We start from the raw sequence: 22223 nt of genomic DNA, 5'->3' as shown, positions 1-22223 counted from the left end.
GAAAAACAAAGCATTAATGTGATAATACGGGCTTACCCTAAAGTGTGTCTAGCATGAAATTTGAGCCTGCCTTTCAAGAATTTCCGGGGAGTTCCTTCAAACTTTTCCAACCTTATTTGCCTGCTGGCGACCAGCCTGCGGCGATTGAGCAGTTGGTTGAGGGGATTGATGATGGCTTGATGTACCAGACCCTTTTGGGGGTAACGGGCTCGGGCAAGACCTATACGATGGCGAACATTATTGCTCGCACCGGGCGTCCGGCCATTGTTCTGGCGCCCAATAAAACCCTGGCGGCGCAGTTGTACGCCGAGATGCGCGAGTTCTTTCCACGCAACGCCGTGGAGTACTTTGTGTCTTACTACGATTACTACCAGCCCGAGGCCTATGTGCCATCGCGTGATCTGTTTATTGAAAAGGACTCGTCCATCAATGAACACATCGAGCAGATGCGTTTGTCGGCCACCAAAAGCCTGCTGGAGCGGCCGGACACCATTATTGTGGGTACTGTGTCCTGCATTTACGGTATCGGTAATCCCGGCGACTACCATGCGATGGTGCTGACGTTGCGCAAGGGCGACCGTATTGCCCGGCAGGAGCTGCTGGCGCGTCTGGTCGCCATGCAGTACGAGCGCAACGATCTGGATTTTCAGCGTGGGATATTCCGCGCTCGTGGTGAAGTGGTCGATATTTTCCCGGCAGAAAACGCGGAGCTGGCCTTGCGAGTCAGCCTGTTTGATGACGAGATTGAAGAGCTGGAGTTGTTCGATCCGCTGACAGGCAAGGTCGTGCAGAAGCTGAACCGCTTTACCGTGTTCCCTAGCTCGCATTATGTGACGCCACGCGAAACCGTGTTGAGGGCGATTGAAACCATCAAGCTCGAACTGCGCGAGCGTCTGGAATTTCTGACACGGGAAGGGCATTTGGTTGAAGCTCAACGCCTGGAGCAGCGCACCCGTTTTGATCTGGAGATGCTGCAGGAGCTGGGCTTTTGCAAAGGCATCGAGAACTACTCCCGCCACTTGTCAGGAGCCGCGCCTGGCGATCCGCCGCCGACACTGATCGACTACCTGCCGCGTAACTCCCTGATGTTTATCGATGAAAGCCACGTCACTATCGGGCAGTTGGGCGCCATGTATCGCGGTGACCGCTCGCGTAAAGAAACCCTGGTGCAGTTCGGTTTCCGCCTGCCTTCGGCCATGGATAACCGGCCTTTGAAACTGGAAGAGTTCGAACGCCGTATGCCGCAAACCGTGTTCGTGTCGGCTACACCCGCTGCCTACGAGCAAGAGCATGCAGACAATGTGGTTGAACAGGTGGTGCGACCTACCGGACTGGTGGACCCGGAAATCGAGGTTCGCCCGGCTACCACGCAGGTCGATGACTTGCTGGGTGAAATCAAGCTGCGTACTGCGCAGGAAGACCGTGTATTGGTGACGACGCTGACCAAGCGCATGTCAGAGGATCTGACCGAATACTTGTCAGAGAACGGTATTCGCGTGCGCTACTTGCACTCGGACATTGATACGGTGGAACGGGCCGAGATTATCCGGGATCTGCGTCTGGGCGTCTTCGATGTGCTGGTCGGGATCAACCTGCTGCGTGAGGGGCTGGATTTGCCCGAAGTGTCTCTGGTGGCGATTCTTGATGCGGACAAGGAAGGCTTCCTGCGTTCGGAGCGCAGCCTGATTCAAACCATAGGTCGGGCAGCGCGTAACCTGAACGGTAAAGCCATTCTGTATGCCGACAGAATGACGGACTCCATGCACCGCGCTATCGAAGAAACCGAGCGCCGTCGTGCCAAGCAGATCGCCTTTAACGAAGAGCACGGTATTACGCCGCGTGGCGTGAACAAGGCCGTCCGTGAGTTGATTGATGGTGTTGTTGCCTCGGATCCAACCGCCAGCTTGCGCGAGGATGTGCCGGACGAGTTGATCCGCGACGAGAAGGCCGCTGCACGCGAGATCAAGCGTCTGGAAAAAGAGATGATGGATCACGCCCGCAACCTGGAGTTCGAGCAAGCGGCAGCCGCGCGCGACAAGTTGCAAAGACTGAAGGCCAAACTGCTGATGGCTTGATGGTTGTTGTGTATTTGCAACTAAAGCTGGACGAAAGCTCAGAAAAAACGCCGTTCTGCTACCGGCTTTCATCACTCGGGTGTATTGCTTGATTTATCTCATCTCGAGAAAGTGGTGTATCCGCTAAGCAAAGGTTGCTGCGCCTTTGGTTTATTCCAAACTTCAAGCAGCTGCGACCGGTTCTTACTGGCAGCTCCCAAACGATACCGATTTGCTGTTTTCAAGGCGATTTTCGGGGTCTGTTTTCACCCCGGTTTCGTCTTGCCTTATTTGGGGTTTTCCCGCAGACTTTGACGCATTATGAGTAAGGTTCTGTTTGTCTGTACAGGGAATATTTGCCGCTCCCCCAGCGCCGAAGGTGTCTTGCGCCAACTGGTCGACCAGGCCAGTTTGTCGGAGGCTATTTTGGTGGATTCAGCCGCCACGCATGGCTTTCATGTTGGCGAGCATCCTGACACACGCGCACAGATAGCCGCTCGTAAACGCGGTTATGACATCTCTACCTATCAGGCCCGACAGGTCCAGTGCGAGGACTTTCGCAACTTCGACCTTATCTTGAGCATGGACTGGGAAAACCACGCTGCCTTGCAGCAAATGTGTCCTCCCATTTACCGTCACAAGCTCATGCTGCTGATGCGCTTTGCCACTGACTATGAAGCGGCTACCGTGCCCGATCCTTATTATGGCGGCCAGGATGGCTTTAATAAGGTCATGGACTATATCGAAGATGCCTGCCAGGGCGTGTTCGAACTGGTTCGCAAGCGCGTCCCCAATTACCGTGCTGCCTGAGTGGCTACATAACACTTCAGTATAAGTGTAAAAACACACGCTCAAGCACGGTAGTTTCCCCTGTATTTGCTATACTGGACCAAATTGGTCGGATTTGCCGTTGGCAGTCCGGCCGCTTTCGCCTTTGGCAAGGAAACTATCATGCGTTTGACGACAAAAGGGCGTTTCGCCGTAACCGCGATGATCGATCTTGCGCTGCGCCAGCAAAGTGGACCGGTGACGCTCGCAGGCATCAGCCAGCGACAGGGTATCTCGCTCTCGTATCTTGAACAGTTGTTTGGCAAGTTGCGCCGCCATGAACTGGTCGATAGTGTGCGTGGTCCGGGTGGTGGCTATACGCTTGCGCGTCTGGCTCGCCACATCACCGTTGCTGACATTGTGTTTGCGGTCGATGAGCCCGTTGATGCCACCCAATGCGGTGGCAAGGGTAATTGCAAGCAGGGCACAAATGGGCAGAAAGGCGAGTGCATGACTCACGAGCTTTGGGCGACGCTTAGTCGTAAAATGGTCGATTATCTGGATTCTGTCTCGCTACAGGACTTGGTTGATCAGCAGCGTCTGCGTCAGCTGAAGTTGGCCGCTCAGGAAGCCGGCCAGCCAGAAGAATGTACTTTGTAGTGGGCAAGATCCGCTACTGACCCGGAGTTTTGTATGAGTCGCGCTCAGCGTATCTATATGGATTATGCCGCCACTACACCGGTAGACCCGCGTGTGGCCGACAGCATGATTCCCTGGTTGACGGAACGATTTGGCAATCCGGCCTCCAGCAGCCATCCCTATGGGTGGGATGCGGAAGAGGCCGTGGACCAGGCGCGCCGTCAGGTTGCCGCTTTGGTAGGGGCAGAGCCGCGTGAAATCGTCTGGACCTCCGGTGCTACCGAAGCCATTAATCTGGCGTTAAAAGGTGCCGCGCAGTTTTATCAGTCCAAGGGCCGCCATATTATTACCGTCCGTACGGAACACAAGGCCGTGCTGGATACCTGTCTGGCCTTGCAGGACGAAGGGTTTGAAGTCACCTTTCTGGATGTTCTGCCCAGTGGTCTGATTGATCCTCAGGCGTTTGAACAAGCCATTCGCCCCGACACCATCCTGGCCTCGGTCATATTGGTGAATAACGAAATTGGCGTGATTCAAGATGTGCAGGCCCTGGGGGCAATGTGCCGGGAGCACAAGGTGCTGTTCCATGTGGACGCCGCCCAGGCTACCGGCAAGGTAGCGATCAATCTGCAGGAATGGCCCGTGGACTTGATGTCCATGTCTGCCCACAAGACTTACGGTCCCAAGGGGATCGGTGCCTTGTATATCCGTCGTAAACCGGCCGTGCGCCTGAAAGCGCAAATTCACGGTGGCGGGCACGAACGCGGGTTTCGCTCCGGTACGCTGGCCACTCATCAGATCGTGGGCATGGGGCGTGCTTTTGAACTGGCTGCGCAGGAAATGGATCTAGACAATCAGCGCATCACCGCGCTGCGAGATCGTCTATGGGCTGGCCTGCAGTCTATCCCTGACCTGTTCCTGAATGGCACCTTGGATCAGCGTGTGCCGCACAACCTGAACATCAGCGTGGATCACATCGAGGGCGAAGCTCTGATGATGGCCCTGACGGATCTGGCCGTGTCCAGCGGCTCGGCCTGTACGTCGGCCAGCCTGGAACCGTCCTACGTATTGACGGCCTTGGGTCGCAGCGATCAGTTGGCGCACAGCTCCTTGCGCTTGAGCCTTGGTCGTTTCACGACCGAGCAGGACATTGATGACACGATAGCCGCCATCCGTCGTGTGGTTGAACAATTGCGGGCCATCTCTCCCTTGTGGAGCGAGCCTGCTTCGGAGCAGTTCGCGCAATGATATATAGTGACGCTGTCATGGAGTATTTCCTGCACCCGCGTCATGTGGGTGTCATGAACAGCAGTGATGCTGACGTGGGTACAGGGGAAGCGGGAAGTCACGAAACCGGGGCCTTGATTCGCATTCAGCTCAAGGTATCGGAGCAGGGCCAGATTCAGGATAGCTGTTTCAAGGCTTATGGCTGTGGCTGTACCATCGCTGCCGCCTCATTGGCGACACAGTGGCTGCAAGGTCGCAGTCTGGAGCAGGCAGCTCAGTTCTCGTCTACAGATGTGCAGCAAGCGCTGGAATTGCCGCCGGTCAAAGTGCATTGTGCTTTGTTGGCCCAGGAGGCGGTTCAGGCCGCTATTGCCTCGGTACAGAACAAAGGCGCGTTTTAGTTGTCCAAGCCTGAAGGCTGAATATTCTTTCAGGTTTATAGAAAGGAAAAGATTATGTCTATTTCTCTTACTCAGCCCGCCGCAGAACATATCCAGCGTCATTTGAAAAAACGCGGGGGCGGTTTGGGGCTACGTTTGGGTGTACGTCTGACCGGTTGCTCGGGTCTGGCCTACAAGCTGGATTTTGTTGATGAGCCGGTTGAAGGCGATCAACTGTTTGAAGAGCACGGCGTTAAACTGTTTGTTGATCCTAAAAGCCTGCCCTTTATTGACGGCACGCGGCTGGATTATGGCCGTGATGGCCTCAATGAAGGTTTCAAGTTCATCAATCCAAATGAGAAAGCCTCCTGCGGGTGTGGCGAATCGTTTACCGTGTAGGAACTCATGTCATTACGTTTCGGTTTGGCGGCCAATCAATTGCACCATGATTCGGCAGATGCGGCTTTGTTTCAGTGGTTGCGGCGTTCAGCCAGCGGTATTCGCGAATTGGAAGTTGAGCTTTATACGGTCGGTCGTACCTGTAATGCCATCGAGCGTTCGGGCCTGCTGGAAGGCTATGGCGGCCTGGTTCGCTATCCCTATGGTCGTGATGGCGGCTTGATGAAGCTGGTGGCCCGGGTCACGCAAAGCCCGGATGGTACACCGCCTTTTGATGGCGCCATTTATCTGATTGACCCGGTAGACCCTTCATCCATTTTTCCGGAAGCATTGGCGCTCAAGCGCCAATGCATCACGCATGGCCGTCCTTTCATTTCTACCTTGATGGGTGCAATTGAATGGATTGAAGTGGAGCGTGTCAGCCGCGGCTTGTGGCCCGATTCCAGCTGCAAACGTATTTTTGACTTCCCTAATCAAACCTTGGCCATGATTGCGCACGATGCACTCAAGGACAAGATGATTGAGTTTGCCGACAAGCATTTTGATCTGCTGTCTCGCTTTGGCCAACGCGTGGGAACCGGGACGACAAGCCGCCTGTTGAATGAGCTGGCCTGGTCTAAAGGCTGGCCTAAGGAAACACCCTGGATTCAGTCATATCTAAGTGGACCTTTGGGCGGCGATGCACAAATTGCCGAGCTGGTGCTGGAAAATCGTTGTCAACGTGTCATCTTCTTTGAAGACCCGCACGTTGCGCGTCAGCACGAGGCTGACATCCAGCTGCTGGAGCGTGCGGTGCGCGTGGTAGCTGACAAGGCTTCGTGTTTTTCTTCGCCTGAGGTGGCTCATAAATGGGCGCAGGCGGTGATGCGTTTGCCGGTGGATTAATTGCCTCCAAATCGTACTCGCAACACAGGTGCAACACGATGAGTCTATGAGCCTGGATTCGCAGTAAAAAGAGGACGCTTTCGAGCGTCCTTTTTTGTTTCGGCATGACGTGTCGCCGAGCAAGTGGTCAGGCTGCGCGAAAGTCGCTGAGAGGCGCTTTAGCGACGGTCGGGACGAGGGCAGCTTGATTCGCGCACGGGGGCTCTCTAGACTACAGTTCGTTGTTGGCAAGCACTGCAACACAATGTCGCCCGATCAATGGGGCAGTCTGTGGATACTGGAGGTAGGCTTGAATCGACGCATGATCTTGAAAGCGACCGGCGCGGGTATCGCCGCCCGGCTTGGAGTTCCTGTTTCTTCTTTGGGTGCTATGTTTGCCACGGTTCCGGCACGTGCGCAGCAGGCCGATACGTTTCCCTCCGGGCCTGTGCGTATTGTTGTTCCGGTGAATCCGGGCGGCAACGCTGACCGTATCGCACGGATGCTCGCGCAAAATCTTGCCAAATTGTGGCAACAAACGGTGATCGTGGATAATGTGCCCGGCGCTCACACCAGTCTTGGCGTCAACCGGGTAGTTCGTGCAGCCCCAAACGGGCATACCCTGTTGTCTAGCGGGGATCAGCTTGCGATCAACGCTGCCCTCGGTCGCAAGCTGCCCTATAGCGAGACGGAGGTCCGTGGTGTGACCCGCACTATTGTTAATTCGCAGGTGCTGGTAGTGCGGCCAGGGCTGGGCGTTAATCACTTCGATGATTACGTGGCGTTACTCAAGCGTCGGCCTGGCGAAGTATCTGCAGCGCTGCCGATTGGTTACGGCAGTATTTATCATTTGGCCGTCGAGATGCTTAACCAGCGTTTGGGTACGCAAACCAATAACATTCCTTACGCGGGAGGGGCCCCCGCTATGTTGGACATACTAGGTGGGCATGTGGACGGGGCGCTTATTGATATCTCTGGGACAATCCAGAACATTCAGAAGAGTGAACTCATCCCTCTGGCGGTGACCTCGCCGGAGCGTTCGAAGGTTTTACCGGATGTTCCCACTTTTCATGAATTGGGAGTGTCTGATTTCGTGATCGAAAGCTGGCAGGGCGTTTTTGTGCCACGTGCCACGCCCGATGAGGTGGTTGCCGGGCTGAATCGCGATATTACGGCTGTACTGCATTCGCGCGAATTTGCGGAGCCATTGGAGGAGCAGGGCTTTGTGATCGCGCCTGGTTCGGCCGAGTCGCTAGATCAGATCGTGGCGCGTGATATTGCCTTGTTTCGTGAAGTGGCGGCAGTTGCTGGTATCAAGCCTGAGTGAGGTCTGTCTTTACCGGCGTAGGGCTGTAATGATGCGATTGGAGTGGAGTCTGTTCCTGAACGGGCAGAATAGCTGCGTATGTGCGTATGTGCGTATGTGCGTATGTGCGTATGTGCGGCCGAAGATGCATAAGGAAAAACGCGCGGTCAAGACCGCGCGTTTTTCTTGCTTGAGACTGATCAGTCCTCGCGACGCAGGTGCGGGAACAGGATCACGTCACGGATAGCAGGGCTATCGGTCAGCAACATGACCAGTCGGTCGATACCGATACCGCAGCCGCCTGTAGGAGGCATACCGTATTCCAGTGCACGGATGTAGTCCGCGTCATAGAACATGGCTTCTTCGTCGCCAGCGTCCTTGGCCTGAACCTGGGCCTGGAAACGTGCGGCCTGATCTTCAGGATCGTTCAACTCCGAGAAACCATTGGCAATTTCGCGACCAGTAATGAACAGCTCAAAGCGCTCGGTAATGCCTTCCTGGGTGTCCGAAGCGCGTGCCAGTGGCGACACTTCCACGGGGTAGTCCACGATGAAGGTAGGGTGCCACAGCTTGGATTCTGCTGTTTCTTCAAACAGAGCCAGTTGCAAGGCACCCAGACCGGCATCGCGCAGTGGGGGTGAGTTCACGTCCACTTTCAGGCGAGCCAGCTCAGTGCGCAGGAATTGGATATCTTCCAGCTGTTCGATCTGGTAGGACGGAGCGTACTTCATGATGGCGCCGGTAATGGTCAGGCGATCAAAAGGCAGGCTCAGATCCAGCTCGCGTTCCTGGTATTGCAGGGTGGCGGTGCCACGGGCGCTGATAGCGGCTTCGCGTATCAGGTTTTCGGTGAAGTCCATCAGCCACTGGTAATCCGTATAGGCCGCGTAGAACTCCATCATGGTGAATTCAGGGTTGTGACGAGGGCTGACGCCTTCGTTACGGAAGTTGCGGTTGATCTCGAATACGCGCTCGAAACCGCCCACGATCAAACGCTTCAGGTACAGCTCGGGAGCAATACGCAGGTACATTTCCATGTCCAGCGCATTGTGGTGCGTAATGAAGGGTTTGGCCGATGCGCCACCCGGAATGGGGTGCAGCATGGGGGTTTCCACTTCCAGGAAGTTGGCCTGGGCCATGTGCTGGCGCAAGCTGCTCATGACCTTGCTGCGGGCCAGGAAGGTTTGACGGGTGTCTTCACCCATGATCAGGTCTACGTAGCGCTGACGGTACTTCAATTCCTGGTCAGCCAGACCGTGGAATTTGTCGGGCAGGGGGCGCAGGGACTTGGCCAGCAGGCGCACGCTGGAAGCATGTACGGACAGCTCGCCCTTATTGGTTTTGAAGACTGTGCCTTCCACGGCCAGGATGTCACCGATATCCCAGCCCTTGAATTCCGCGTAGTTTTCTTCGCCCAGTGCGGCTTTGTCCAGGTAGATCTGGATGCGGCCGGAAGCATCTTGCAGTGTGGCAAAACTGGCTTTACCCATGACACGCTTGAGCATCATGCGGCCAGCTACTTTCACGACTTTATTGGTTGCAGCCAGGGCATCCTTGTCCTGCTCGCCGTACTGGCTGTGCAGCTCGGCAGCGTGAGCGTCAGGGCGAAAATCGTTGGGGTAGGCGATGCCGTTTTCGCGCAGGCGGTCCAGTTTGGAACGACGCTCGGCGATCAGGCGGTTTTCGTCTACGACGGGGGCGGAAGTGTCTAGCGGTTCAGTCATTGTGTCAGTACTTATTCGTAGTGGCGGATGTCATCCAGGACGTGCTGGCCAAAATCCGGGCTGTTCAGGTGGCGCAAAATGCGCTCGGCCGTATCGTCCGGGCTGCTTAGCTGACCTTGTTGATGCAGGTCGATAAAGCGGCTCAGGTTCGGGAGCTGGTCGCGGGATTGGCTACGGATATGGCCTTGCATATCGGTATCGATCACGCCAGGGGCCAGAGAGCAAACGGCCAGCTCGGGATTTTCCAGCTTCAGGGTTTGCGTATAAAAATCCAGCGCTGCCTTGCTGCAGCCGTACACGGCCCAGCCCGAGACGGGTTTGCGGCCGGCACCGGAGGATATATTGAGCACCTGGCGTTGGGCATCCTTGGGGGCGCCTTGCAAGAAGGCGGCGGTCAGGCTCATGACACTGGCGACATTCAATTGCAGCGCCTGTGTAATGGCCTGGGCATCGAGCAGGTGGCTGGCCTGCCCAACGGGATCAACCGTGCCCGCATTATTAATGAGGACGTAGCGTTGAGCCTGTGTCTGGCTGATCAAGGCTTGCAGAGCCTTGGCAGCCTGTTGTGCGCCTTCCGCGCTGGCCAGGTCTACTTGCAGATGTTGATGAGCCCCTTGGGGCGCATCCAGTTGCAGTTCGCTGCGGGCCAAAGTGATCAACTGATGGCCAGCGGCCAGTGCCTGACGTGCCAGGGACAAGCCCAGACCGCGAGAGGCACCGCTTAGAACAGTCAGCGTGGAAGCGTGCATATTAAATACCTTGTTTCAGGCTGGCTTGAATAAAGGCATCCAGGTCACCATCCAGAATCTTCTGGGTATTGGAGCTTTCGTAGTTGGTACGCAAGTCCTTGATGCGGCTCTGGTCCAGCACATAGGAACGGATCTGGTGACCCCAACCCACATCGCTCTTGGAGTCTTCCAGTTTTTGCTGCTCGGCCATACGGTTGCGCATTTCCAGCTCGTACAGGCGGGACTTCAGCATTTGCATGGCTTCGGCACGGTTACGGTGCTGCGAGCGGTCGTTCTGACACTGCACCACAATGCCGCTGGGCTCGTGCGTAATACGAACGGCCGAGTCGGTTTTGTTAATGTGCTGACCACCGGCACCACTGGCGCGGTAAGTGTCGATACGCAAGTCGGCCGGGTTGATTTCGACTTCAAAGGAGTCGTCGATTTCCGGGTAGACGAACACGCTGGTGAAAGACGTGTGGCGGCCGTTGGAGGAGTCAAAGGGACTTTTGCGAACCAGACGGTGCACGCCGGTTTCAGTGCGCAGAAAACCGTAGGCGTAATCGCCTTCAATCTTGATGGAGGCCGATTTGATACCCGCCACATCGCCGTCAGACTGTTCCAGGATCTCAGCCTTGAAGCCCTTGTGTTCGGCATAACGTACATACATGCGTAGCAGCATGGAGGCCCAGTCCTGGGCTTCGGTACCACCCGCACCGGCCTGAATATCCATAAAGCAATTCAGCGGGTCGGCAGGGTTGGAGAACATGCGGCGGAATTCCAGCTCTTCAATACGGCTGGCCATGGCGGCACAATCTTCTTCGATGGCGGCGATAGTGGCATCGTCATCGTCCATCGCGGCAAGCTCAAACAGGTCCTGCGAATCTTTCAAACCCGTGTGCAAGGCGTCCAGCACATGCACCACGTTTTCCAGACTTTTCTTTTCGCGGCCCAGATCCTGAGCGTGCTGAGGATCGTTCCAGACGTTGGGATCCTCGAGTTCGGCATTGACTACGTGCAAACGATGAGCTTTGTCATCGTAGTCAAAGATACCTCCGTAAGGCATTTTCCCGCTCCGAATAATCGGCAAGGCGGGCTTCCAGTTGATTAAGTCGTTCCGATTCCATGATTCAGCGGCTTTCCTATATTTGATGTGCCACCCACGCCAGCCAGCAAGGCGGCGCGCGGCAAACTTCCGATTTTACCCTTATCGGAGGTCTATGGCACGTATTGGCCGCTCAGGAACCGGACATTGTGCACGTGGCTGTGCGATAGGCGGACACGGATCGGTAAGAAGGCTGCGTGGGGGCGGCGGGCAGGGCGGGAGCATCGGGCCCGGAAAGATCGCTATCCAGACTGAAATGCGCCACCACCTGGGCCAGCAAAGTGGTTTGCTCCAGCTGCTCCTGAGCGGTGTGGGCGCTGTGTTCAAGCAGTTGGCGGTTGGACTGGCCTTGCTGGTCCAGGCGCATCATGACCTGGTTCACGTAGTCGATATGCGTCGCCTGCTCCTGAGAGGCTTGGGCAATATCGGCCACAATGCTGCGCATTTCATTGACCTTGTGTTGTGTGTTGGCCATGACTTGCGCCATACCTCGGGCGGCAGCCGAGCTTTGCTCGGTTTGTTCGACTGAGCTGGAAATCAGGGTGGAAATCTGTTGCAAGGCGTCGGTGGAGCGCAAAGCCAGGTTGCGCACTTCGGCAGCAACAACCGCAAAGCCATGACCATGGACTCCGGCGCGGGCGGCTTCCACCGCGGCATTCAGGGCCAGGATATTGGTCTGGAAGGCAATGTTGCGGATCAGTTTGGTGATCTCGCTCATTTTGTTCGAGCTGTCGGCAATTGCGTCGATGGTATCGAGCAGGCTGTGTACCGCTTGATTGCCCAGGGCCACCTGGCTGGAGGTGTCTTGCGCCAGATGATCGGCGGTTTGGGCCTGCTCCGCGTTCTGGCGCACGGTGTCAGCCAGTTGATTCATCGCCTTGACGGTCTGATTCAATTCGGTGGATTGGTCCAGAATTTGTTCGCTCAGGTTCTGGCTACCCAGCACAATGGCATGCGAGCCGTCGCGTATCAAGCCGGTTTGTTCGCGGATCTGATGCACCACGGTTTGTACGCCCTGGCCGATGCCATTGAGTGCTGTAAGCAAGGTCCCGAACTCATCATGGCGACGCACGCTGAGCTGCGCATTGAGCTTGCCCTGGGCCAGCTCCTTGGCCAGATTTGCCCCTTGATCCAGTGGCTGCTTGATGGAGCGATACAAGAGGCGTAGAGCAATCGTGCTGGCCATGAAGAACAGGGCCAGTGCCGCTAATGCCAGACTGAACGCACGGTCGCTGCTACGACCAGCCAGATCCAGAGAACTGTCCAGGCGCTCGCTGAACTGGTGTTCGAACTGATCCAGTGTGTTGGTGATCTGGGCGGAGGCTTGAATGTATTGCTGGCTGAACACCAGCACTTTGGCCATCAAGGCATTGGGCAGGGCGATACGGATAGCGCCGTTACCATCTTCAAACTGGCCGCTGGCGGTTTGGATGGCCTCGGACTGAACCTGGCTAAGTGCGAGGGTCTGCTCATAGGCGGAGCGAAGCAGGTCCTGTTCAGCCGGTTCCAGCTCCAGATCCCTGAAGCGGTCCAGCATCGCCAGTGTGACACCATCCTGATCCGCCTGGGCACCCGTAAACACCGCCAGGAGGTGGCGGAAGTTTTCCTGAAATTCGATCTGTTCGCTGGAGACAAACGCGATGGCCTGACGGCTTAGCAATTCGCTGATGCGTTTGAAGTCTTTGCTAAGCGCCGTCGTTTGATGGCGCTGGGCTTCCAGATGCTTGCGCTGTTCGATGCTGCTGCTCAAATGTTGCAGGGCAATCAGCATCAGGATTAGAAACAGGCTCAGAATTGCAAAATAGGCGATGAAGCCGGTTTTGAGCGTCAGTAGTTTTTTCAAGGCGACTCCCACAAGATGTGGGGTGCGCCCGAGCGCTGATGGCTCTTGTCGCACCCCTGTCAGGCGCGCCTATCTTTGCATCTAATTGTGACAGGGGTGTGGCGCTATGTCTTAACGGCGGTGGGGAGTGCGACGAGGGGCAGAGGTCGGCGCGCCAATACGCTTGGGCAGGTGGCGGAAGATAATGCGACCTTTGCTCAGGTCGTAGGGCGACATTTCCAGGGTGACGCTGTCGCCAGCCAGAATACGGATGTGGTGCTTGCGCATTTTACCGCCGGTGTAGGCGATAACGGCGTGACCGTTGTCCAGGGTGACACGAAAGCGCGAGTCAGGCAGGATTTCGGTGACGGAACCTTGCATTTCAAGTAGCTCTTCTTTGGCCATAAATCGGGACTCCTTTAAAAATAATAATTCCCGTCTGGCCTTGCTGGGCGGGACGGGGACGGGCTTGAAAACAAGGCAGACCGACAAACCGGACAAGCGGTGTCTGGAGTCCAGCCTTGCACTAGGCCCATAAAAATCGGGGTGAATCTGTGTCTGTCAGGAATGGTTGGTTCCAGACAGGGTCAGGTGGATCAAATTGAAAACACGCCCGCCGTTCATAGGGGGATCCAGCCGGGGCAGACAAGGTCTGCCTACCTGAAAAACGGGCAAAAACACGAATACTTGCCAGGAACAGGAACCTGTATAACGACGCGCGGGACAGGCCCTTGCGGTTAAAGGTGCTGGTTGTGGTGCCAAGTAATGCACTTGGGGCGCTTGATCGGGTCAAGCTTTATTCCCAAAAGTGGGGGTGTTTCAAGGTCGATTTACCCTGGGTAGCTGCATCTGATGTTGCTAAAGTCAGACGAGCGTGGATGGGATGGGCCAATAAAATTCAATCAGCGCCATGACGTGACAATTGTATGATTATAAATAATATTTATGGATTGGTCAAAGATTGACCAGTTCTCATCGTCACAAGCAGGCAGGTAAAGGCGTAGAGGGCAGAGCATGCTTGCCTATATACTAGGCCAATCGTAACGGCGCAGAGGTGACCTGAGGAGGGATCACATGCGCCGTTGCCGTTTTTTAGGACATGCTTGTGAGCACTCAGAAACTGACCCCTGGCACGACGGCTTTACTGGTTTTACCCACGATCTTGTGGGCAAGTAATGCCATTGTGGGGCGCCTGATTCATGATCAGGTTCCGCCCATTACCCTGAATTTCTTCCGTTGGCTGGTAGCTTTCACCATTCTGCTTTTTGTGGGACGACAAGTGCTGCGACGCGGCAGTAATTTGTGGACCAACTGGAAACGCTACTCGATTCTGGGTTTGCTGGGCATAGGGATCTATAACGCTTTGCAATACCTGGCACTGCAAAGCTCGTCCCCCATTAACGTGACTTTGGTCAACGCCAGCTTGCCGTTCTGGATGCTGGTCATTGGACGCCTGTTCTTCAAATCCACCGTCAATGGGCGTCAGTTGGTGGGTGGCTTGATGTCCTTGCTGGGTGTGGTGCTGGTGCTGACGCGTGCGGACTGGCAGGAGCTGATGGCCTTCCGTTTTGTGCCGGGTGATGTGTACATGGTGATTGCCACTATCGCCTGGGCGATCTATAGCTGGATGCTCAGCACCCGTCGCCATGAGGGTGCAATCGCAGAAACCTGGGCCACTGTAGTGATGGCACAAGTGTTTTTCGGTTTGATCTGGTCTGGTGCTTTTGCCGCCATGGAGTGGCAATTTACCGACTGGCATATCGACTGGTCCTGGGGCTTGTTGCTGGCCATTCTGTATGTGGGGACTGGTCCGGCTCTGATCGCCTTGCGATGCTGGGGGGTGGCTGTTCAGCGAGTGGGCGCTGCCACGGCCGGTTTCTTCGTCAATCTGATGCCTGTATTTGCCGCCTTGATGTCGGTTTTTATTCTGGGCGATACCCCCAAGCTTTACCACGGAGCGGCTTTCTTGCTGATCGTAGGCGGGATTTATGTGTCTTCGCGTAAAAGCTGAGGCTTGAGCGGATGCGGGTGTCTTGCGACACTCTGGATGCAAAAAAAGGGACGCCCGGTAGAGCGTCCCTTTTTACTTTGTGGACTTTGGGTTCAAGTCCTTGCACATGGTTGCAGGTGTTTACTTGCCATCACCCATGCGACGGAAAATTGTCGCGACCAAGGGACCGGAAATATTGTGCCAAACGCTGAAAATAGCGCTGGGCACAGCGGCCAATGGCGAAAAATGGGCGCTGGCCAGGGCAACACCCAGCCCGGAGTTTTGCATACCCACTTCAATAGCCAGCGTCTTGCGCTGTGCTAAAGGCATGCCGCTCAAGCGTGCCAGTACATAGCCCAGGATGTAGCCCAGGGTGTTATGTACAACGACAACCGAGAACACCAACAAGCCACTGGTCGCAATTTTTGGCTGGTTACCCGCGACAACAGCGGCCACGATAGCCACAATGGCCACCACAGATACCAGGGGCAGGGCTGCCACACCGGCTTTGATCTTTTCACCCATCAGGGATTGCACAATAATGCCCAGGGCAATTGGCAGAATCACCACCTGCACAATGGACCAGAACATGGCCGAGGCGCTGACTTCCAGCCATTGGCTGGCCAGGAAGTAAATCAGGGCAGGGGTGACGATAGGAGCCAGCAAGGTGGTGACCGACGTAATGGCAACCGACAGGGCCAGGTCGCCACGGGCCAGAAAAGTCATCACGTTCGACGAGGTGCCACCGGGGCAGCAGCCCACCAGAATCACGCCAATGGCCAATTCGGGTGGCAGGGAAAAGGCGTAGGTCAGAAACCAGGCCAGACCGGGCATGATGATGAATTGTCCCACTACACCAATAGCCACACGGCCAGGGCGCACAAACACCTCTGCAAAGTCCTGGCGCGACAAGGTCAGACCCATACCGAACATGATGATGCCCAGAAGTGGAACAATATAAGCGCCTAACCAGCGGTAGTGGTCGGGAAAGTAATAGGCCAGAACGGCAAACAGTAGAACCCAGATGGCAAAGGTATTGCCAACAAAACGGCTCAGGCGGGCGATAGCCTGCATGATGAAATATCCTTCAAGGAGCACGGCTGGCCGGTGGGCCGGCGCGGTGCGGATTAGTCTGTTACGGGGAGCAGCATGGGTCGGGCCGAGTGTAGGGCCGTCCATCGCAGACCTGCTTAAGGGCTGGCGACACGACTTTCCGATGGGGTGGGATAAAGCGCTGGCAACACGGGGCTGTACGGGCAGATCTGGGTAAGGTCAGGGGTACAGGCGGTGGTGAGCGAAACGGACAACATGGCAGGCCATGTTTTTTATCCTGGAAGGCCGAGCTCGGGCGTATTGTAGACCTTGGCCGCCGTGGTATTTTGATTAGCTGCCTTGCAAATGTGTGTATTAGGAGAGGGTGGGTGAATAGAGCGGGATCACGTCTGGCGGCATACGCCTGTTTGGCCTTGTCCATGTCCTTGGTGGGCAGTTATATCGCCCTGACACGGCCGTTGGTCGCGGCACTGCCGGTGTTCTTGCTGGCCTGGCTGCGCTTTGGCATTGGCGGGATCGCCATGCTGCGCTGGCTGCGCAAACCGGCGACTGAACCCGCACTGGATCTGCGTACCCGTGGCCTGATTTTTCTGGAATCCTTTTTGGGTAATTTCCTGTTCACGCTGTGCATGGTGACAGGCATCAGCATGACCAGTGCGGTCTCTGCTGGCGTTATTTTGTCCGCCATTCCCGGGATGGTGGCCTTGTTCAGCTGGTACTTCCTGAAAGAAAGCATAGGGCCGCGCACCTGGGTGTCACTGGCCCTGGGGATGGGCGGGATTGCCTTATTGGCCCTGGTACAGGAGGACGATCACGGTGTGGATCAGCTGGACCCAGGAAAAATGTGGCTGGGCAATGCGCTGATCTTTTGTGCCGTCCTGTGCGAGTCGGCTTATGCGGTCATAGGCAAGCGCCTGACCGCCGTGCTTAGTCCCAAGCGCATCAGCGCGATTATCAATCTGTGTAGCCTGGCGCTGATTACGCCCCTAGGTTTATACGCCGCCTGGGATTTCGATTTCACGGCACCGGCAGGCTGGATCTGGCCTTTGCTGGTGTTTTATTCCTTGGCCGCCAGCGTCTGGACGGTCTGGCTGTGGATGACGGGAGTGCGTTCCGTACCCGCTTCGCAAGCCGCGGTGTTTATGGTCTTGATGCCCTTGGGTACCGCAGCAGTGGGTGTGCTGGTGCTGGGTGAGAGCTTCACCACCGTGCATGTTTACGCCTTCATTCTGGCTCTGGCGGGCTTGGTGCTGGCGACCTTGCCGACTCGGTCGAAGTCTCAAACGCATTAAGAAGGTTAGGCGCGGGATGGCCGTATTGGGACTGTATTGGATGCGCCTATTACAGAAGCCATGCGTAGCTGGGATGCCAGGGCTGCTTCTATTCAAAGCTAGTCGTAATTAAAAAAAACCGCTGCATAAGCAGCGGTTCCGGGAAAGGGACACTGGGCGATAGCGATAGTGCTTAATCCTGCCCCTGTGCATATTCAATAATAAATTGCACGCTGACGTTCCCGTTCCATTCGTTCTGATCCAGGCGATAGGCGGCTTCGATATTTTCCGGCAGCAAGGTATCGCGGTTGAACCAGATCGCATCGAAGTATTCGCCGTTACGCTCCAGGCTTAGCTTCAAGTGCTTGTTCTTCAGCAAACGCTGCTGGCGTACAAAGAACTTGTCACGAAACACGGGGGCTGGAAACCCTGCGCCCCAGACCTGTTTTTGCAGCAAGCTAGCGACGGTGATATTGATGTGCTCAGGTTCCAGCGAACCGTCGGTTTCAATGACGGGATCAAACTGATAGCGGCCGGTCAGTTCCTGTACGGCCTCTTCAAAGGCCTGCACAAACACATCGTAATTGTCCTCTTCAATCGTCAGGCCGGCCGCCATGGCGTGGCCACCAAACTTCAGAATCAGACCGGGATAGCGTTTGGAGACCAAATCCAGCGCATCGCGCAGGTGTACGTCGGGGATAGAGCGGCCCGAACCTTTGATCTCGCCTTCGTCACCTTGGGCAAACGCCAGGGTAGGGCGCCAGTACTTTTCTTTCAAACGCGAGGCGACCAGGCCGACCACGCCCTGGTGCCATTCGGGGTGGAACACGCAGACAGTGGCGCTGGTGTCCGGTTCTGCCAGTTCGGCTGCGCGCAGGGCCTCTTCGCGCATGGACTGCTCAATCGAGCGGCGATCCTGGTTCATGTCCTCCAGTTCGCGAGCCAAATTAGCGGCCTCGTCTTCGTCATCCGTGATCAGGCAGCGTATGCCCAAGGCCATATCGGCCAGTCGACCGGCGGCGTTGATGCGTGGCCCCAGGGCAAAACCCAGATCAAAGGCGCTGGCCTGCCGCGGGTCACGGCCAGCAACCTGGAACAGGGCGCGCAGCCCAGCCTGCATCTGACCCTTGCGCATGCGCTCCAGCCCTTGGGTGACGATCAGGCGGTTATTGGCATCCAGGCTGACTACGTCGGCCACGGTCCCCAGGGCGACCAGATCGGCCAGTTCGTTCAGGCGTGGGCCTGCATTGGCCTCATATACCCCGCGCTGACGCAGCTCGGCACGCAAAGCCAGCATCAGGTAAAAAATAACGCCTACACCGGCCAGGTTCTTGGAGGGGAACTCACAGCCGGGCTGATTGGGATTCACAATCGCCAGGGCATCGGGTAACTCATCGCCGGGCAGGTGGTGGTCTGTGACCAGAACTTTCATGCCCGCCAGATGAGCGGCTTCCACACCATCAATACTGGCAATGCCGTTATCCACGGTAATCAGCAGATCCGGTTTGCCCGAGGGATGTTGCTCAGCCAGTTCGACCACGGCGGGCGACAGGCCATAGCCGGTTTCAAAGCGGTTCGGAACCAGAAAGTCCACGACTGCCCCCATGCTGCGCAGCGCACGCAGGCCGACTGCACAGGCGGTAGCGCCGTCACAGTCGTAGTCGGCAATGATCAGCATGCGGTCCCGGCGGGCAATGGCATCGGCCAGCAAGACGGCGGCTTCACGCGCCTGGGTCAGCATATTGGGCGGAATCATGTTGCGCCAGGCCGGATCGATCTGGGCGGCATCGGTTACACCCCGGGAGGCCAGCAGGCGGGCCATTAAATCGTGAATCCCGGCCTGTTTCAGGGCGTGGCTGGCGGCTTCTTGAGCGGGACGGTTTTTCAGGATAGGGGTGACCACCACTGACTCCAGTTAGAGGTTTGTTTGAACAGGGACAGGGGCCAGATGCGGCGCGAGGCGGGACCGACGTGAGCATAGCGGTCCAGTCCGGTCAGCACCAGTTCTGGCATGGGCCCTGCGGCCAGGGGGGCGAGCACGGTACGATCCAGCTCGGCCAGTTGTTGCAGCCAAAGCCCCCAGTCTTGACGTATCAGGCTGTCTTGCAAGTCATCAATAATGCGCAGTTCGGCGGGCTCGGGGCCTAATTGCTGGCAGGACGCTCCGCCAAACAGCCACAAGCTGTTCACATTGGGCAGACCCGCCTGTTCGCGCTCCTGATTGTCCGGCAGGGCAAAGGCCAGCATTTGAAATTCATTGATAAGACGACGCCAGGGGCGAGTTTGCACATCCTGAGTCCACCAATTATTCAAATTGCTTTGGCTGACCAGTTCTGTGGAGGCCGCTTGCACCGTAAAATCAGCCGGTGGAGTGACACGCCACAAGGCCGGGCTGATGTACTCGAATTGAAAGCCGGTGTCGTCCAGATAAGGGCGAATGGCCTCCAGCAAGGCGCGGCTGTAGGACTCAGTCAAGGCCAGTTGCTCGCTGGGTATCAGCATGGCGCCCTCGCGAGAGGGGGCAATGTGCACCAGCTCTGCCAGCCAGACAGCTTCTTCAGGTGTCACCGAGTGGATTTGTTTCAACTGGCGTAGCCGCAAAGGGGCCAGACCTGCGCTAAGATGCTGGGCTTGGTGCGCCGTAAAGCCGTGGGCGTGCAAAAGCCAGGCTTGTGCTGGCGTGCACAGGTCCTCGGACGGGTCGCGTACCGACAGCGTGCCTTTGCCCTGAGTCAGTAACTGAACCAGTGAAGGGGCCGTCTGGGGCAAGTGTTTGATGAGTTCGCGCGCGATGGCCGGTTCCGGCAGCGCACCGTTGATTACGATCTGCATGACAGCGATTGTAGTGTTTTCTTTGAGGCGATAGCAGCTCGCATGGGATACGAATTTTGGATTGGAGCGCGGTATGCCGGCCTGGCCAAGGGCCGCAAACGGCGTGGGGGACGAAAAGACCGTTTCGTCTCCTTTATTGCGGGCAGCTCGATGGCGGGGATTGCCCTGGGGGTAGCCGCGCTGATTGTCGTGCTGTCTGTCATGAACGGCTTTCAGACCCAGGTGCGTGATCGCATGCTGTCGGTCTTGCCGCATATTGAACTGATTGTGCGCAATGCCGATCATCAGCAAGTCCTGAATGAATGGAAGTCGCTGGCCCAAAAAGCCCAGACCAATCCGGCTGTGGTGGGCTCGGCCCCCTATGTGGCCGGGCAGGGCATGCTGGTGCGCAGTAATCAATTGATGGGCGTGCAGGTACGTGGCATTGAGCCTGATCAGGAAAGCAAGGTGTCCGAGCTGGCCCAGCAAATGGTCATGGGCCGACTGGAAAATCTGCAGCCAGGCACTTTCGGGATTGTGCTGGGCGAGCAGTTGGCCAATCAGTTACGTGTCAGTACGGGCGATACGATCATGCTGATGGCCCCGCAAGGCTCGATCTCGCCAGCCGGCTTTTCGCCGCGCATGCGCCAGTTCACGGTAACCGGCGTGTTTTCCTCCGGCTATTACGAATACGATGCCAGCCTGGCTTTTGTGAACGTGGATGATGCTTCCAAGATTTTCCGCGACAGTGGCAATAGTGGTGTGCGTCTGCGTATTAAAGATATGCAGCAGGCCCCCATGGTGGCTCAGGAGTTGGCCAGCAAAATGCCGCGCAACGTGCTGGTGTCGGACTGGACAGCTAATAACCGTACCTGGTTTGCCGCTGTGCAAACCGAAAAACGCATGATGTTTCTGATTCTGGCCTTGATTGTGGCCGTGGCGGCTTTCAACCTGCTGTCTTCCTTGGTGATGGCCGTGAAAGACAAGCAGTCGGATATTGCGATTCTGCGCACTATTGGTGCCACCCCCAGCGAGATTGCCCGTATTTTCCTGGTGCAAGGTGCTTTGATTGGCGTTGTGGGTACCTTGCTGGGCGTCGGTTTGGGTACCTTGATTGCCTACAATATCGACGTGATCGTGCCCTTTATTGAAAACCTGATGGGCCGTAAATTCCTGCCTCAGCAGATTTACTTCATCAGCGAATTGCCTTCCAATCCGCAGGTCTATGACATTGTGCTGATTGCCATCGTCTCGCTGGTTCTGTCCTTCCTGGCCACGCTGTACCCAAGCTGGCGTGCTTCCAAGCTTCAACCTGCACAGGTGCTGCGTCATGACTGATCTTATCGCTCCAACCGTGCTGCGCGCGCGCGATGTCAGCGTCCACTACGAGGAAGGTGGCAACAGCATTCAAGTGCTTTCCGGGGTGAATCTGGAAGTGTGTCGTGGCGAGATGGTGGCTATTATCGGCGCTTCCGGCTCGGGTAAAAGTACCTTGCTGCACGCTTTGGGCCTGCTGGACAAGCCTGATACAGGCAGCATCGAGGTTAACGGCACCCAGACAGAGAGTTTGAATGAAAGCGAACGCAGTCAGCTGCGCAACAAGGTGCTGGGCTTTGTGTACCAGTTCCACCATTTGCTGCCTGAGTTTGATGCGCTGGACAATGTGGCCATGCCCTTGATCGTGCGTCGCATGAAGCGTCCAGAGGCGCGCGAGCAGGCTCAGCAGGTTCTGGAACAAGTGGGTTTGTCCCAGCGCGTGCATCACTATCCGGGTCAGTTGTCCGGGGGCGAGCGTCAGCGAGTGGCCTTGGCGCGTGCTTTGGTCACACGACCTGCCTGCGTCCTGGCGGACGAGCCGACCGGTAATCTGGACCGCTATACCGCTGAAGGCATGTTTGAACTGTTAAGCCGGGTCAATGAAGAGTTCGGCACAGCTTTTGTCATCGTGACCCATGACCAGGCCCTGGCCTCCCTGGCCCATCGTCAGCTGGTCATGGACAAGGGCTATCTGACCCAGGAAATCAGGTCCGAGCGCCGGGTCTAATATCTGGCAGGGGCGTGGGGCTGTCATACCGCGTCCTT

The 22223-nt window shown here is 56.5% G+C and carries 20 protein-coding genes; 12 read left to right on the top strand and 8 right to left on the bottom strand.

All coding sequences use genetic code 11. The features are described 5' to 3' along the window. Positions 1-53: 53 nt before the first annotated feature. From uvrB to N879_RS03945, 8 genes are all read left to right on the top strand, one after another. On the top strand, positions 54-2075 hold the full coding sequence (gene uvrB / locus N879_RS03980) for an excinuclease ABC subunit UvrB (protein WP_009459107.1): 2022 nt from the start codon (positions 54-56) through the stop codon (positions 2073-2075). A gap of 297 nt (positions 2076-2372) precedes the next feature. Continuing rightward, complete coding sequence (locus N879_RS03975) at positions 2373-2864, top strand: low molecular weight protein-tyrosine-phosphatase (RefSeq protein WP_031232182.1); 492 nt, start codon at positions 2373-2375, stop codon at positions 2862-2864. Positions 2865-3005: 141 nt separating this feature from the next. Next, positions 3006-3482, top strand: coding sequence for a Fe-S cluster assembly transcriptional regulator IscR (gene iscR / locus N879_RS03970; RefSeq protein ID WP_021446710.1), 477 nt, complete (start codon positions 3006-3008; stop codon positions 3480-3482). A 33-nt stretch (positions 3483-3515) separates the two neighbouring features. Further along, positions 3516-4709 carry an IscS subfamily cysteine desulfurase gene (locus N879_RS03965; RefSeq protein WP_009459110.1) on the top strand — a complete coding sequence of 398 codons (1194 nt, stop codon included), beginning with the start codon at positions 3516-3518 and terminating at the stop codon, positions 4707-4709. Beyond that, positions 4706-5089, top strand: a complete 384-nt coding sequence (locus N879_RS03960) for an iron-sulfur cluster scaffold-like protein (RefSeq protein WP_009459111.1) — start codon at positions 4706-4708, stop codon at positions 5087-5089. Before N879_RS03965 ends, N879_RS03960 begins: the two co-directional genes overlap by 4 nt. A gap of 54 nt (positions 5090-5143) precedes the next feature. Then, complete coding sequence (locus N879_RS03955; protein ID WP_003801383.1) at positions 5144-5467, top strand: HesB/IscA family protein; 324 nt, start codon at positions 5144-5146, stop codon at positions 5465-5467. Between the two features lie 6 nt (positions 5468-5473). After that, positions 5474-6352, top strand: coding sequence for a methylglyoxal synthase (locus tag N879_RS03950; protein WP_009458020.1), 879 nt, complete (start codon positions 5474-5476; stop codon positions 6350-6352). Positions 6353-6641: 289 nt separating this feature from the next. After that, positions 6642-7658 (top strand): Bug family tripartite tricarboxylate transporter substrate binding protein, encoded by a 1017-nt coding sequence (locus tag N879_RS03945; RefSeq protein ID WP_235484236.1) that lies wholly within the window; start codon positions 6642-6644, stop codon positions 7656-7658. Positions 7659-7837: 179 nt separating this feature from the next. Here N879_RS03945 and lysS read toward each other — a convergent pair whose 3' ends face one another. The 5 genes from lysS to infA all read right to left on the bottom strand — a co-directional run bounded on the left by lysS (position 7838) and on the right by infA (position 13421). Then, positions 7838-9361: a lysine--tRNA ligase gene (lysS, locus tag N879_RS03940; RefSeq protein WP_009458015.1), complete on the bottom strand. Its 1524-nt coding sequence runs from the start codon at positions 9359-9361 to the stop codon at positions 7838-7840. 11 nt (positions 9362-9372) lie between these two features. Next, positions 9373-10110 (bottom strand): SDR family NAD(P)-dependent oxidoreductase, encoded by a 738-nt coding sequence (locus N879_RS03935; protein WP_009458013.1) that lies wholly within the window; start codon positions 10108-10110, stop codon positions 9373-9375. 1 nt (position 10111) lies between these two features. Next, a protein-coding gene (gene prfB / locus N879_RS03930) for a peptide chain release factor 2 (RefSeq protein WP_115635138.1) occupies positions 10112-11216 on the bottom strand; the annotation gives its coding sequence in 2 pieces (ribosomal slippage) (positions 10112-11134 and positions 11136-11216; 1104 coding nt in all). 111 nt (positions 11217-11327) lie between these two features. Beyond that, complete coding sequence (locus N879_RS03925; RefSeq protein WP_009458010.1) at positions 11328-13037, bottom strand: methyl-accepting chemotaxis protein; 1710 nt, start codon at positions 13035-13037, stop codon at positions 11328-11330. Between the two features lie 111 nt (positions 13038-13148). Then, positions 13149-13421: a translation initiation factor IF-1 gene (gene infA, locus N879_RS03920; RefSeq protein ID WP_009458008.1), complete on the bottom strand. Its 273-nt coding sequence runs from the start codon at positions 13419-13421 to the stop codon at positions 13149-13151. Between the two features lie 694 nt (positions 13422-14115). Between infA and N879_RS03915 the strand changes: the two genes are divergently transcribed. Further along, on the top strand, positions 14116-15027 hold the full coding sequence (locus N879_RS03915) for a DMT family transporter (RefSeq protein ID WP_021446707.1): 912 nt from the start codon (positions 14116-14118) through the stop codon (positions 15025-15027). Positions 15028-15147: 120 nt separating this feature from the next. Here the strand turns inward: N879_RS03915 and N879_RS03910 are convergent, their stop codons facing one another. Continuing rightward, positions 15148-16080, bottom strand: a complete 933-nt coding sequence (locus tag N879_RS03910; RefSeq protein WP_021446706.1) for a bile acid:sodium symporter family protein — start codon at positions 16078-16080, stop codon at positions 15148-15150. Between the two features lie 347 nt (positions 16081-16427). On the opposite strand from N879_RS03910, the gene N879_RS03905 reads away from it, so the two are divergent. Continuing rightward, positions 16428-17351 carry a DMT family transporter gene (locus N879_RS03905; protein ID WP_009457997.1) on the top strand — a complete coding sequence of 308 codons (924 nt, stop codon included), beginning with the start codon at positions 16428-16430 and terminating at the stop codon, positions 17349-17351. Between the two features lie 172 nt (positions 17352-17523). On the opposite strand, the gene recJ is transcribed toward N879_RS03905, so the two are convergent. Both recJ and N879_RS03895 read right to left on the bottom strand, forming a co-directional pair. Next, entirely contained in the window at positions 17524-19233 is a 1710-nt protein-coding gene (gene recJ / locus N879_RS03900; RefSeq protein ID WP_009457995.1) for a single-stranded-DNA-specific exonuclease RecJ, read from the bottom strand. Continuing rightward, positions 19215-20162: a hypothetical protein gene (locus tag N879_RS03895; RefSeq protein ID WP_009457993.1), complete on the bottom strand. Its 948-nt coding sequence runs from the start codon at positions 20160-20162 to the stop codon at positions 19215-19217. Before N879_RS03895 ends, recJ begins: the two co-directional genes overlap by 19 nt. Positions 20163-20204: 42 nt before the next feature. On the opposite strand from N879_RS03895, the gene N879_RS03890 reads away from it, so the two are divergent. Together N879_RS03890 and N879_RS03885 are read left to right on the top strand one after the other, a co-directional pair. Next, a complete protein-coding gene (locus N879_RS03890) occupies positions 20205-21479 on the top strand; it encodes a lipoprotein-releasing ABC transporter permease subunit (RefSeq protein WP_009457991.1) in 1275 nt (424 codons plus the stop codon). Beyond that, positions 21472-22185, top strand: coding sequence for an ABC transporter ATP-binding protein (locus tag N879_RS03885; RefSeq protein ID WP_009457989.1), 714 nt, complete (start codon positions 21472-21474; stop codon positions 22183-22185). The genes N879_RS03890 and N879_RS03885 overlap by 8 nt, the downstream gene beginning before the upstream one ends. Positions 22186-22223 lie beyond the last annotated feature (38 nt).

The sequence above is a fragment of the Alcaligenes sp. EGD-AK7 genome (assembly GCF_000465875.3).
In the GTDB taxonomy this organism is placed as follows: domain Bacteria; phylum Pseudomonadota; class Gammaproteobacteria; order Burkholderiales; family Burkholderiaceae_B; genus Alcaligenes; species Alcaligenes phenolicus.
The sequence above is the reverse complement of the archived record's forward strand: the minus strand, read 5'-3'. Positions and strand labels throughout refer to the sequence as shown.

Excerpts from the sequence above, each read along its gene's own strand:
- N879_RS03895 (WP_009457993.1), bottom strand. The coding sequence starts at position 20,162 with ATGCAGATCGTAATCAACGGTGCGCTGCCGGAACCGGCCATCGCGCGC.
- iscR (WP_021446710.1), top strand. The coding sequence starts at position 3,006 with ATGCGTTTGACGACAAAAGGGCGTTTCGCCGTAACCGCGATGATCGAT.
- N879_RS03885 (WP_009457989.1), top strand. The coding sequence starts at position 21,472 with ATGACTGATCTTATCGCTCCAACCGTGCTGCGCGCGCGCGATGTCAGC.
- N879_RS03890 (WP_009457991.1), top strand. The coding sequence starts at position 20,205 with ATGGGATACGAATTTTGGATTGGAGCGCGGTATGCCGGCCTGGCCAAG.
- N879_RS03960 (WP_009459111.1), top strand. The coding sequence starts at position 4,706 with ATGATATATAGTGACGCTGTCATGGAGTATTTCCTGCACCCGCGTCAT.
- uvrB (WP_009459107.1), top strand. The coding sequence starts at position 54 with ATGAAATTTGAGCCTGCCTTTCAAGAATTTCCGGGGAGTTCCTTCAAA.
- N879_RS03910 (WP_021446706.1), bottom strand. The coding sequence starts at position 16,080 with ATGCAGGCTATCGCCCGCCTGAGCCGTTTTGTTGGCAATACCTTTGCC.
- N879_RS03935 (WP_009458013.1), bottom strand. The coding sequence starts at position 10,110 with ATGCACGCTTCCACGCTGACTGTTCTAAGCGGTGCCTCTCGCGGTCTG.
- N879_RS03915 (WP_021446707.1), top strand. The coding sequence starts at position 14,116 with ATGCTTGTGAGCACTCAGAAACTGACCCCTGGCACGACGGCTTTACTG.
- lysS (WP_009458015.1), bottom strand. The coding sequence starts at position 9,361 with ATGACTGAACCGCTAGACACTTCCGCCCCCGTCGTAGACGAAAACCGC.
- N879_RS03965 (WP_009459110.1), top strand. The coding sequence starts at position 3,516 with ATGAGTCGCGCTCAGCGTATCTATATGGATTATGCCGCCACTACACCG.
- infA (WP_009458008.1), bottom strand. The coding sequence starts at position 13,421 with ATGGCCAAAGAAGAGCTACTTGAAATGCAAGGTTCCGTCACCGAAATC.
- N879_RS03955 (WP_003801383.1), top strand. The coding sequence starts at position 5,144 with ATGTCTATTTCTCTTACTCAGCCCGCCGCAGAACATATCCAGCGTCAT.
- N879_RS03950 (WP_009458020.1), top strand. The coding sequence starts at position 5,474 with ATGTCATTACGTTTCGGTTTGGCGGCCAATCAATTGCACCATGATTCG.